Origin of the sequence: Robertmurraya beringensis (assembly GCF_042433785.1) — a bacterium.
Lineage (GTDB): Bacteria > Bacillota > Bacilli > Bacillales > Cytobacillaceae > Robertmurraya_A > Robertmurraya_A beringensis.
Genome location: NZ_JBHLUU010000088.1, coordinates 1 through 11742, shown reverse-complemented (window position 1 = coordinate 11742; position 11742 = coordinate 1). Strand labels below are relative to the sequence as shown.

Below are 11742 nucleotides of genomic sequence, written 5' to 3'. Positions count from 1 at the left end.
TAGGTTGGTGTTTGGTGTGGTAACCTCACTATTTCCTAAAATTCAGGGGGTGGCAATTTTTTTGCTCAAAAAGCCCTCTATCAAGGTATTTTATAGCCTATTTAATATAAAAGTTTTGACAATACGGGAGGCCTTGGGGGAGAGGAAAAATGAAAAAGATATTTTACCTAATGAGACATGGACAAACATTATTTAATAAAAGAAGAAAAATTCAAGGTTGGTGCGATTCACCACTTACAGAATTAGGGATAAAGCAAGCGGAGACTGCAGCTAAGTATTTTAAAGCGAACCATATTGTCTTTGACCATGCCTATTGTTCCACATCCGAAAGAGCAAGTGACACATTAGAAATTGTGACGAATCTACCTTATATAAGATTAAAAGGATTAAAGGAATGGAATTTCGGAAGTTTTGAAGGTGAAAGTGAAGATTTAAATCCATCACTTCCTTACGTTGATTTCTTTGCTAATTATGGTGGAGAAAAAGAAAAAGAATTTCAAAAAAGAGTGGCTGACACTTGTCAAAAAATCATGGAAGAAGATAATGAAGTGGTTTTAGCTGTATCTCATGGAGCCGCTTGTAGAAAATTTATGCAGTATTGGGAACATACCAGTTCTATTAGACAAAAAGAAAGAATCGGCAACTGTTGCATTTTAAAATTTGAATATGAGAACGAAGAATTTAAATTAGTAGAAATTATTAATCATGATTTTAGTAATCTAAGCGAAGCAATTCCAGTTTGATAGTATTGTGGAAAAATGTAATTGAACAAAAGGGGCAATTCTTCACGATTGAAGGATTGCTTTTTTTTATTTGACTAAAGGGAGGTTTGTTGAACATTCAATTGGTATTCTAATGTCTCATTCGAACATGCGTAACAGATCGGAGATACAGGTGGGTTATTTAGGAATAATATTAATTGAAAATACGGAATCTAACTGTAAAAAATTTCGGAGTGAGTATCGTGAAGAAAATAATTGCTCTCTTTACAATTTTATTAATGTTTGACACGGATAACATGGTTAGTGCTAAATCTTTAGAACCAAAGGAAATTAAACCGTATGCAGAAGACTGGTATGTTACACCAGAAGATATTATTCGAGATATTATATTTCCAGCTATTGATAAAAGGGTAATAAAAGAGTATGGAGGTAAAGAAACATCTGGTTTTGGCTGGCAGCAACGGAGGATTGTTAATATTGATTATAACAACAATCATTCTTATGATATTTCCTTAACAATTCAAGTTCCTGATAGTACTAATAAACCATTTGAATATGCAGAAGACTTGGTTAAGGTAAGAGTATCTCCATCTTGTGATAGTCCTAAGATTGGATGTAGTCATGGCTTTAAGGTAGAAGTATTAGATTACGAACATAAGGAACAGGAATAGGTGTTGCCCTTAATTGTAGCACCTTATTTGAATCGATCTTTTTAACTTACAGGGGCATTAATTCTAGAAAGATAGATGCTTTTTATTATGGAATCTCTTATTGAAGAAAAGAAGCAGGATACTGAAGGAATGGTTTTAAAAAAAATAGAAAGTCTTATGCTTAATTGGGTAAACAACAGGACTAAATAAGCGGAGACTTTCCGGTTAAATACAAAATGAAGCTCGTTTCAGGGCATATAAGGGGAGGTTTTCCGGTTACGCAAAGCATAATCGCGTATTTTCGCGTTTTTCGAGGCAATAGGCGGAATCTCTCCGTCTATTTGAGCTATTTATGGAGAATTTTTGAAGATAGGGGAAATTTCTCCGCTTATTTATCAGCTCGTCGCAGATTCCCACATTTATTGAACGAACGGGTGCTATTGTATAAATAAAGGGTTTCTGCAGCAGGCTTCTTTTTTTCATAATAATGACAGTTTATATTTTAAATGTTCCTGCATTTTTTTATCCTTGCTGAAAATAATAAGATCGGGGTGATAAAATGGCAACTGCTAAAATCGGGGACAATATATTATTTAAGCGTGAAGGGCAGAGCTATAAAGGAAATGTTACGGTTGTAAGAGAAAATTCTGTTATTGTTGAGTACGGATACAATAAAGAAAAAAACCAACCACTTACAACCATAGTCAATCATAAAAATTATAAAATTACTAAAGAAGCTTTGTGAAAACCCTTTTTGGTTATCAATTACACGCCACGCATCTGGAGTGCTTGGCATTAATAGTGTTGAATGTGTAAACTCAAAAAATATTTCCGACTTTGGAACATGTATGAGTCAATACAGTTTTCGCAATAGTCATGGGTAGTTCCTTGTTGGATCTGCCTTTTTCCATTGAAATCTTTATAACCGGGTATTACACTAAGCGGAGATTTTCCGGTTAGACGGCAGAGTAGAGCTCTGTTTGGGGGATATAAGCGGAGGTTTTCCGATTAAGCAAAGTAAAATTACCCATTTTCACGTTTTTTGAGTTAATAGCCGGAATCTTTCCGTCTATTTAGGCAATTTTCATTGTTAATTCCTAATTAAGAGGAATTTCTCCGCTTAATGATCAATCCCAGCTAATTCGCTCATCTCTGAGTCCTTGAGGGGCCGCACAGGCAACCCCAAATGGCTCAGTATCGTGAACTGAGCCATTCGGATTTGGCGACAGGAAACGGAAACCGTTCTTCAGTCTTCTTTTGGTTTTGGGTATCGTTTTGCTTTCTTTGCTGACTCTCGTAATAAATACTCAATATGACTGTTAATGCTACGAAAATCATCTGCAGCCCATTTTTGTAATACTTCATAAAGGTCAGGATCTATGCGTAAGGGAAAGCTCTTTTTTTTGTCATGTAAACCACTCATTTTAATATAAAGTACCTGTATTAATTACAGGAGTTGTAGAATTTTCTGAGACAATCGCGACTAGGAGGTTATTCACTAATTGTACCTTTCTTTCATCATCTAGTTCAATCACCTGATCTTGCTCTAGTTGATGGATGGCCATTTGTGCCATTCCTACGGCACCTTCTACAATCTTTTGACGAGCAGATATAATCGCTGTTGCTTGTTGACGCTGTAGCATAGCTTGAGCAATTTCTGTTGAGTAAGCTAGATGGGTCAAACGTGCTTCAACAACCTCTACTCCTGCTAAATCTAGTCTTGCTTGTAACTCTGCTGTTAGCTCGTTTGATACTTCTTCCGCATTTCCTCGTAACGTTAATTCAACATCTTCAAAGGTATCATAAGGATACTTTGTTGCTACATGACGAATAGCCGTTTCACTTTGAATTTCAACGAACTCTTCATAATTATCTACGTCAAAAATGGCTTTTGCTGAATCCACTACTTTAAATACGATAACGGCCGCAATCTCTATTGGATTTCCATCCACATCATTTACCTTTAACCGTTTACTATTAAAGTTACGGACTCTTAGAGAAATCGTTTTTCGAAAAGTAAGAGGAACGGTGAGAAATAGTCCACTATGACGGATGGATCCAAGATATTGACCGAAAAATGTCACCACCACTGCCTGATTAGGCTGAATAATCGTAATGCCGCTTCCAAGAAGTACGGCGATCAACAGAAGAGGAATAGCAGCTCCAAATCGTTCCTGAATGAGAAAGTATACTCCTGAGAAAAGTGAGATGGCAATGAAAAGTACACCAATAAATCCATTAAAATGAAAAGCACTTTTTTCTTTCAAAATTTATCACTCCTATAAAATCAATTTGATATAATTATGATATCACTTTTGTATAAAAATGTAAATCGGGTTTTTAGAGGAGAGATGATATGAAATTCAAATACTGAATAGGGAAACTATGTTAAATGTTAAAAAAATAACCATTAGATCAAATGTCTAATGGTCATTTCAATTTTTTGATTTTCGGTAGCCTTCCGTCTGAGCCTCTTCTTCTGTACAGAACCAAACAATATTTTTATCGGCAACATCATTATAATGAGCTCCATCAGGCAAATGGAAAATTTTTGAGTTTTTATTTCCTTTTATTTTATTGATACAACTTAAATCACTTGTACCAATATTGGTTTCTACTTGAGAATTTTGTTCTGTAAATCCATTTTCCTTAACATAGTTTTCAAGGCTCCAAATGCCAATACCATTTATTTGAGCTTGTTGTTGGAGGTCTAAGAATGGATCTACATACTTAATGTCTGGTGGAAAGGTTGCAACTCGTGCTAATCCTTTTTCAATTAGAGCTTCGTTATGCATTTTTCCATCTAACCAAACGTATGCCAATATACGACCATAACGATCACGTTCAGAAATATCTTTTTCTAATTCCACTTGCTTGCCTAATAGCGCTTTTTTCGTAAATTCTGAAGCATCAGGTCCATATGGTTGAACGGGCTTTGACGGATGTTTCGTTTCTGGGGTATCAATTAGTAACAGTCGAACCCTTTCTTCCTTGTTGTTGATCATTACGTCAATGGTATCTCCATCAACGACATTGGTTACGTTAGCGGAGATCAGTTTTAATCCCTCGGGATTAGTTATTTCTTTCCCCAGTAATGATGAATTCTGGTTATTGTTATTATTACTTGGTATACAGCCAGACAGCCCTAACAAGAGACTTCCAAGGATTATAACACATAGTACTTTCTTAAAAACATTCACTTTTATCCTCCATGTATTCTAAGTGCTTAATTATTTCTCAAAATTCGATGGATAATTAACACCAGAGATTTGCAGAAAAATAGTAGTTTCGGTAGTGCAAACATAGTATACAGTAAATCGATTTAAAAGATAATAGGATACTGCTAGCAACTATTATCATACTTTTCTTTTAACCTCCAATAAAGAAGTGGACATGAATTTAATTTATGTATTACTTAAAGAGGAATTAATCTTTAATGTAAAACTTTTATTACAATCCAAGCGTATTAGTTGTTTGCAAATACAATTGATTGTATAATTCTCATCATAACCATAACGTTATAGTTTGGAGGGGGCATCTTTGGGGCTGAGAAAATAAAAATTGGAGAATTAGCTGATATAGCAGGTGTTACGAAGAGAACGGTTGATTATTATACACAACTCGGATTATTAAAAGCAGAACGTTCTGCTTCGAACTACCGGTACTATGACCACTCTTCAATAGAGCGAATTAATTTTATAGAAAAGCGAAAAAAAGAAGGGTTATCCTTAGATGAAATTAAGAAAGAAATTATTGAAAATTACTCAGAAGAGATTGATGTATTAGAATTGAGACTGAAAATGAAAGATTTGGAAAAGGAAGTTTCAGATATTCTTGCTCTTCTTGAGAAAAGTGATCAAAAGAAACATGGAGAATTGAAGGGGAAAATTTCACACGAAAGTATGTCACTAATCCAAACATTGCTCTTGTTTCTTAGTTAAAAGGAGGATACAAGCGAATGCTATTTCACCCTATGGATATTTTAATTTTTTGGGCGTTTGGGATTTCGATTTGGGCCCAGTTTAAAGTGAAAGGGAATTTTAAAAAGTGGTCAGAGGTCGAAACGCGTACAGGTTTATCTGGTGCAGATGCGGCTCGCCAAATTTTAGATAACAACGGACTATCCCATGTTCCAATCGAAGTTGTACCGGGAATGCTCAGCGATCACTATGATCCAATTCAAAGAACAGTTCGATTATCTGAGTCCGTTTACTATGGGAACTCTATTGCATCTGTATCCGTAGCAGCTCACGAAGTTGGTCATGCGATTCAACACCAACAGTCTTATCGTGCCCTTGTCCTTCGACATCGCATTTTTCCGATTGCGAACGTCGCTTCTGGAATTGCACCACTGTTATTGATTGCTGGAATGTTTATGCAACAGTTATCTTTAATTGGTGTAGGGATTGTCTTCTTTTCTGCTGCTGTTGCTTTTCAGTTGATCACCTTGCCGGTGGAATTTGACGCAAGTAAGCGTGCAAGAAACTTAATGGTTACAGAAGGAATTCTGTTTAATGATGAAGAACACGGTGTGAAAAAAGTCTTAAATGCAGCCGCACTAACCTATGTGGCTGGTGCATTAGTTGCTTTGTTCGAATTAATTAAATTTGTCATGATTTTTTTTCAAGGAAATCAGGACGACGAATAATCCATACTTGAATCGATATGAGTTCTATATAAACCATAACGTAATAGTTTGATAGAAATTTCCGAAGCTTGTTTTCTGAAGTAAGAGAGTTACCAATTGAGTTTGCTTTAACTATTTCTGGAGGTGAATCCCTCGGGAAGAGGGGAATAATTGGACATATATACGATTTTAAATATTACTTTATTAGTAATCTTACTTGCCTTGACGGCATTCTTTGTTGCTTCTGAATTTGCCGTTGTGAAAATCCGAATGTCAAGGATTGATCAATTAATTGCGGAAGGGAACAAGAAAGCTGTTGTAGCTAAGAAGGTCGTAGCTGATCTTGATTACTATTTATCTGCCTGTCAGCTGGGGATCACTGTTACTGCGTTAGGCCTTGGTGCATTCAGTAAGCCTTTTGTGAAGAAATTAATGACTCCAGTATTTGATTGGTTAAGTGTTTCTGATGATGTTTCGTCAATTATTTCTTATGCGATTTCTCTTGCTGTTGTCACATACCTTCACGTGGTAATAGGTGAAATGGCACCAAAAACACTTGCGATTGAATTTTCAGAAAAAGCAACGTTGCTCTTAGCGGGACCTCTCTATTGGTTTGGTAAGATTATGTACCCGTTTATCCAAGTATTAAACGGTACATCTGGTGTGCTCCTTCGTATGCTTGGTGTTCCTCCGGCGGCCCATGAGCAGGCTTATTCGGAAGAGGAACTAAAAATAATCATGGCTCAAAGCTTCCGAGGTGGGGAAATTGACCAAACGGAGCTGAAGTATATGGAGAATGTTTTCTCTTTTGATGAGCGTGTCGCGAAAGATATTATGGTACCGAGGACTGCTCTAGTCACAATCGATAAAGAGATGAGCTACGAAGAAATTATTCGAATTTTCGATGAGCATAATTATACACGTTACCCCGTTGTAGAAAACGGAGATAAGGATCGTATTATTGGGATTGTTAATGCTAGGAAAATGTTGAGTCATATCGTTGCGGGTAGAGAAAGCAAACTTGAAGATTTTATTCGTGATGTGCCACATGTGGTTGAGGCAACAAGTATTCAAAATATCTTTATGAAAATGCAGAAGGATCAAGTTCATATGATTGTTGTAATAGATGAATATGGTGGGACATCAGGTATATTAACGCTTGAAGATGTGTTAGAAGAGCTTGTCGGTGAAATTCGAGATGAATTTGATGCAGATGAGGTTCCAGATATTCGAAAGACTGGCGAGAATAAATATATTATCAATGGCCGTGTGCTTCTTTCTGAACTAGAAGACAGATTCGGTTTGGAATTTGATAGTGAAGATCTTGATACAATAGCTGGTTGGATTCAATTGAAAAATCTCGATGCTGTACAAAAAGGCGATGAAATCAAGCATGGTCGTCATGTATGGACGGTCGATCAAGTGGATAACTATCAAATCAAGCAGGTTATCTTTCATCAAAACATTGAAAAAGAAATAGTTGAGGAGAATAAAGCTTCTCTATCATTAACGTAAACATCTTGGAGGTGAATCCCTCAGAAAGAGGGAAATAATTGGACGGAATGATAATCTTAAATTTATTTTTGATAGCAGTATTCATCCTGTTGACAGCATTCTTTGTTGGAGCAGAATTCGCAATTTTGAAGGTTAGAATGTCAAGAATCGATCAATTGATAGCTGAAGGAAATAAGAAGGCAAAGTTAGCGAAAAAAGTAGCAAAGGAGCTAGATTACTATTTATCTGCTTGTCAGTTGGGGATTACGATTACAGCTCTGGTGTTAGGTGCATTAGGTGAACCGACAGTACAAAAAATACTACAGCCTTTGTTTGAAGAGTTCAATATCCCTGCTGCTGTAGCAACAATGCTTTCATACTTTATTGCATTGACTGTTGTTTCACTCCTACACGTAGTGATTGGTGAGCTTGCTCCTAAAACATTAGCCATTCAATACTCAGAAAAAATGACGTTATTATTAGCCCCACCGCTTTATTGGTTTGGATATATCATGAGCCCAGTGATTCGTGTCCTAAATGGATCTGCTCGACAGCTTCTTAACCTATTCGGTGTAAAGCCGTCCGGTCACGATACAGTCCATTCTGAGGAAGAGTTAAAGCTGATTGTTGCGCAAAGCTATGCAGGCGGAGAAATCAACCAAACAGAGCTTGCCTATTTAAAAAATATCTTTGCGTTTGATGAAAGACAGCTAAAGGATATCATGATTCCTAAATCCGAAATGATTACACTTGAAAAGCATCAATCCTTAGCCGAAATAATTGAAGTGATTGATAAGTATGATTTTACTCGTTATCCAGTAAATGACATGAGTGATAAAACAAAAGATTTTATTGGATTTATCAATACTAAGGAAATGCTTACAAGCATTGCGGCTGGAAGAAAGGGTGAGATTGGTGATTTCATCCATGACATCCCTCGATTTAAGCAATCGATCTCGATTAAGGATGTATTTCTAAAGATGCAACAAACTCGTACTCATATGGCCATTGTGACGGATGATCAAGGTGTTAGCGTCGGTCTTGTTACGATGGAGGATATTTTATCTGAAATTGTTGGAGAAATTCGAGATGAATTAGATGGTAATGAAATGTTGGCCACAACTTAATATTTATTTGTGGTACTCAAGAAAAGTCTGTAAGTTATTCGTGGTCATGAACTAAGGTTCATGGCCATTATCCATCTCTAAATATGTCGTAACAGGTCCAGATGCAATTTGTCACAAAAAACCTAGTTGACGAACTAAAAGATAGTATTGTAGTATAAGAAAATAATTGAATAAAACCTCACTTTTAACAGTGGGGTAGAGGCGCGATATTTAACAGTCTTTAGTGGAGTTTGAGAAGCAATGATGCTAAGGAGAAGGAAATGTCGCCGAAGTTTGTAATATTCTCGGTATTACATGCTGGGTCTGTAGTTAAGAGCTGCAGGACTGTCTCGATAAACTTAGTCGTTTATTGAGTTGTGCTATCTCATTTGGGATAAAAGAGGGGACTTTAGGACAACTATGCATAACGCGACCTGAGTTTATCTCAGGTCGTTTTTTGTTTTAGTACGATAAAATAACAGGGGGAAAGACATCATGAAAAACAAGTTATCATTATTCATAGTTTTGTTGGTTTCATCGATTCTTTTATTAGCAGGATGTGGATCAAGTAATGGTTCTGATTCTGGATCATCAGAAGATAATACATTTAAGGTAGGTTTGGAAGCGGGTTATGCTCCTTTTAACTGGACTCAAAACGACGATTCTAACGGTGGAGTTAAAATTGATGGTTCTGCAGAGTATGCAGGTGGATATGATGTGGAAATCGCAAAGAAGGTCGCTGAAGGATTAGGTAAAGAGTTAGTGATTGTTAAAACAGAGTGGGATGGCTTAGTACCAGCTTTAACATCAGGTAAAATTGATGCGATTATTGCTGGAATGTCACCAACAGCTGAGCGTAAGGAAACCATAGACTTTACGGATAATTACTACAAGTCAAATTTAGTAATGGTTGTGAAAAAAGGCAGCAAGTATGAAGGAGCTACTTCAATCCATGATTTCAAAGGTGCGAAAATCACAGCTCAATTAAATACATTCCACTACAATGTGATTGATCAAATCGAAGGTGTAAACAAGAAAACGGCGATGGACAACTTCCCGGCAATGAGAGTTGCTCTAGAATCAGGGATCATTGATGGATATGTTTCAGAACGTCCTGAAGGAGTTAGTGCATCTGCTGCCAATGAAAACTATGTGATGGTTGAATTTGAAGATGGCTTTGAAACATCAGAAGATGATACAGCGATCGCAGTCGGTTTGAAAAAAGACAGTGATTTAACAGAGAAAATCAATGAAATTTTAGCAGGTATCTCAGAGGAAGAGCGCACAAGCATCATGGATAGCGCTATTCAGAATCAACCTGCAGCAAAATAGAATTCAGAAACCGGCTGTATATATGCATACAGTCGGTTTTATACGGTAAGGAGGAGAAATGATGAGTCTTGAATGGGTGATTAAAATCATTGCGGAAAACTGGCCTATGTTCCTTCGTGGTGCTGGGTTAACCCTTTTAATAGCTTTGGTTGGAACGATTTTTGGGGCAATGATTGGATTATTAGCAGGGGTTATACGAACGATCCCCATGCCTGACCGTGGTGGGAAGAAAATATTTTTAAAAGTAATAAACCTGATTCTTTCTATATATATAGAGTTCTTCCGTGGAACACCGATGATTGTACAAGCCATGGTTATTTTCTATGGATCTGCCTTGGCATTCGGTATCGATATGAATGTGTTTGTGGCCGCTATTTTTGTCGTATCGATCAATACAGGAGCTTATATGGCGGAAATTGTACGTGGTGGAATTGTTTCGATTGAAAAAGGGCAGTTTGAAGCCGCACATGCGATCGGAATGAATCATCTACAAACGATGTGGAATGTGGTATTGCCACAGGTCATTCGAAATATTTTACCTGCAACAGGAAATCAATTTGTTATTAATATTAAAGATACGTCCGTTCTGAATGTCATTTCCGTGACCGAGTTATTTTTTGTTACCAAATCGATTTCAGGCAATAACTTTAGATATTTTGAATCTTTCTTCGTTGCGTGTCTGATTTATTTTGTAATGACGTTTATTGTGACAAGAATCTTGCTTTATATCGAAAAGAAGTTAGATGGCTCTGATAGCTATACGATGATTGTTAACGAAACACAAGTAGAAGTGGCTCAAAAGTAATGAGAGAAGGAGGAGAGACTTTGGAAAAGATTATTGATATTCAGCATTTAAACAAATCCTTTGGAACTCATGAAGTATTAAAAGACATTAATTTTTCAGTGAACAAAGGAGAAGTAGTGACCATTATCGGTTCTTCAGGTTCTGGTAAATCCACTCTTCTTCGATGTGTGAATCTTTTAGAAAAGCCAAGCGGCGGAAAAATTATTTATCATGGCGAAAATATACTAGATGACAAGCATGATGTAGCGGCTTACCGACAGCATTTAGGTATGGTGTTCCAACAATTTAACCTTTTTAACAATCACAATGTTCTAATGAACTGTGTGGTAGGACAAGTTAAAGTACTCAAACGCTCCAAGGAAGAAGCCGAAAAAGTAGCGATGAAGTACTTGAAGGTGGTTGGAATGGATAAATATATTAACGCAAAGCCTAAGCAACTGTCTGGTGGACAAAAGCAACGTGTGGCCATTGCTAGAGCCCTTTCCATGGACCCAGATGTGATGCTATTTGATGAACCAACATCTGCACTAGATCCAGAAATGGTAGGAGAAGTTCTGAAAGTCATGAAGGAACTCGCAGAATCAGGTCTGACGATGTTGATCGTGACGCATGAAATGGAATTTGCCAAAGAAGTATCGGATCGAGTGGTCTTCATGAACCAAGGCGTCATTGCCGAAGAAGGCACTCCAGAGCAAATTTTCACTAATCCAAGCCAAGAACGTACAAGAGAATTCTTGAAACGAACGTTAAAATAATCGCAATTATTACTGAAACTGTGCCTTCACTTGCTACCTAGCAAGTGAAGGTTTTTTTTATCATTTTCAAGTGCCCATGGAATTCAAACGCATACTTAGATTCCCGTTCAGCTCTTTTTCAAGCGTCAAGGGAATCAAACCCACACTTAGATTCCCGTTGCTCTCTTTTTTTAGCAGTCAAGGGAACCAAACGCACACTTAGATTCCCGTTCAGCTCTTTTTCAAGCGGTCAAGGGAATCAAACCCACACT

General features: G+C 37.0%; 14 protein-coding genes, 1 pseudogene and 1 riboswitch. Of the genes and pseudogenes, 12 read left to right on the top strand and 3 right to left on the bottom strand.

Going from position 1 to position 11742, the window contains the following annotated elements; genetic code table 11:
* From ACFFHF_RS12685 to ACFFHF_RS12670, 4 genes are all read left to right on the top strand, one after another.
* On the top strand, positions 1 to 196 hold a 196-nt coding region (locus ACFFHF_RS12685), incomplete at its 5' end, for a hypothetical protein (RefSeq protein ID WP_377058302.1).
* Positions 150 to 743, top strand: coding sequence for a histidine phosphatase family protein (locus ACFFHF_RS12680; protein WP_160548281.1), 594 nt, complete (start codon positions 150 to 152; stop codon positions 741 to 743). The genes ACFFHF_RS12685 and ACFFHF_RS12680, both read left to right, overlap by 47 nt.
* Positions 744 to 964: 221 nt before the next feature.
* The gene (locus ACFFHF_RS12675) at positions 965 to 1393 is read left to right on the top strand and encodes a hypothetical protein (RefSeq protein ID WP_377058301.1); all 429 of its coding nucleotides are present in this window, start codon (positions 965 to 967) and stop codon (positions 1391 to 1393) included.
* 538 nt (positions 1394 to 1931) lie between these two features.
* Positions 1932 to 2117: a DUF2187 family protein gene (locus ACFFHF_RS12670; RefSeq protein ID WP_160548284.1), complete on the top strand. Its 186-nt coding sequence runs from the start codon at positions 1932 to 1934 to the stop codon at positions 2115 to 2117.
* Between the two features lie 501 nt (positions 2118 to 2618).
* Here the strand turns inward: ACFFHF_RS12670 and ACFFHF_RS12665 are convergent.
* From ACFFHF_RS12665 to ACFFHF_RS12655, 3 genes are all read right to left on the bottom strand, one after another.
* On the bottom strand, positions 2619 to 2795 hold the full coding sequence (locus tag ACFFHF_RS12665; RefSeq protein ID WP_377058300.1) for a type II toxin-antitoxin system antitoxin: 177 nt from the start codon (positions 2793 to 2795) through the stop codon (positions 2619 to 2621).
* A gap of 1 nt (position 2796) precedes the next feature.
* Entirely contained in the window at positions 2797 to 3639 is an 843-nt protein-coding gene (locus ACFFHF_RS12660) for an SPFH domain-containing protein (RefSeq protein ID WP_340902201.1), read from the bottom strand.
* 168 nt (positions 3640 to 3807) lie between these two features.
* The gene (locus ACFFHF_RS12655) at positions 3808 to 4572 is read right to left on the bottom strand and encodes a thermonuclease family protein (RefSeq protein ID WP_377058299.1); all 765 of its coding nucleotides are present in this window, start codon (positions 4570 to 4572) and stop codon (positions 3808 to 3810) included.
* A gap of 336 nt (positions 4573 to 4908) precedes the next feature.
* Here ACFFHF_RS12655 and ACFFHF_RS12650 point away from each other — a divergent pair.
* From ACFFHF_RS12650 to ACFFHF_RS12615, 8 genes and pseudogenes are all read left to right on the top strand, one after another.
* A pseudogene (locus ACFFHF_RS12650) lies at positions 4909 to 5106 on the top strand (MerR family transcriptional regulator); the annotation flags it as partial.
* Between the two features lie 66 nt (positions 5107 to 5172).
* Positions 5173 to 5313 (top strand): hypothetical protein, encoded by a 141-nt coding sequence (locus ACFFHF_RS12645; RefSeq protein ID WP_340902205.1) that lies wholly within the window; start codon positions 5173 to 5175, stop codon positions 5311 to 5313.
* Between the two features lie 17 nt (positions 5314 to 5330).
* The gene (locus tag ACFFHF_RS12640; protein WP_340902206.1) at positions 5331 to 6020 is read left to right on the top strand and encodes a zinc metallopeptidase; all 690 of its coding nucleotides are present in this window, start codon (positions 5331 to 5333) and stop codon (positions 6018 to 6020) included.
* Positions 6021 to 6170: 150 nt separating this feature from the next.
* Positions 6171 to 7514, top strand: coding sequence for a hemolysin family protein (locus ACFFHF_RS12635; RefSeq protein ID WP_160548288.1), 1344 nt, complete (start codon positions 6171 to 6173; stop codon positions 7512 to 7514).
* A gap of 38 nt (positions 7515 to 7552) precedes the next feature.
* Positions 7553 to 8620, top strand: a complete 1068-nt coding sequence (locus ACFFHF_RS12630; protein WP_160548289.1) for a CNNM domain-containing protein — start codon at positions 7553 to 7555, stop codon at positions 8618 to 8620.
* Positions 8621 to 8808: 188 nt separating this feature from the next.
* Positions 8809 to 8990: riboswitch (Lysine riboswitch) on the top strand.
* Between the two features lie 104 nt (positions 8991 to 9094).
* The gene (locus ACFFHF_RS12625; protein ID WP_340902209.1) at positions 9095 to 9931 is read left to right on the top strand and encodes a transporter substrate-binding domain-containing protein; all 837 of its coding nucleotides are present in this window, start codon (positions 9095 to 9097) and stop codon (positions 9929 to 9931) included.
* Between the two features lie 61 nt (positions 9932 to 9992).
* Entirely contained in the window at positions 9993 to 10736 is a 744-nt protein-coding gene (locus ACFFHF_RS12620) for an amino acid ABC transporter permease (RefSeq protein WP_340902211.1), read from the top strand.
* A 20-nt stretch (positions 10737 to 10756) separates the two neighbouring features.
* Positions 10757 to 11491, top strand: coding sequence for an amino acid ABC transporter ATP-binding protein (locus tag ACFFHF_RS12615; protein ID WP_340902212.1), 735 nt, complete (start codon positions 10757 to 10759; stop codon positions 11489 to 11491).
* The last annotated feature ends 251 nt before the right edge of the window (positions 11492 to 11742 follow it).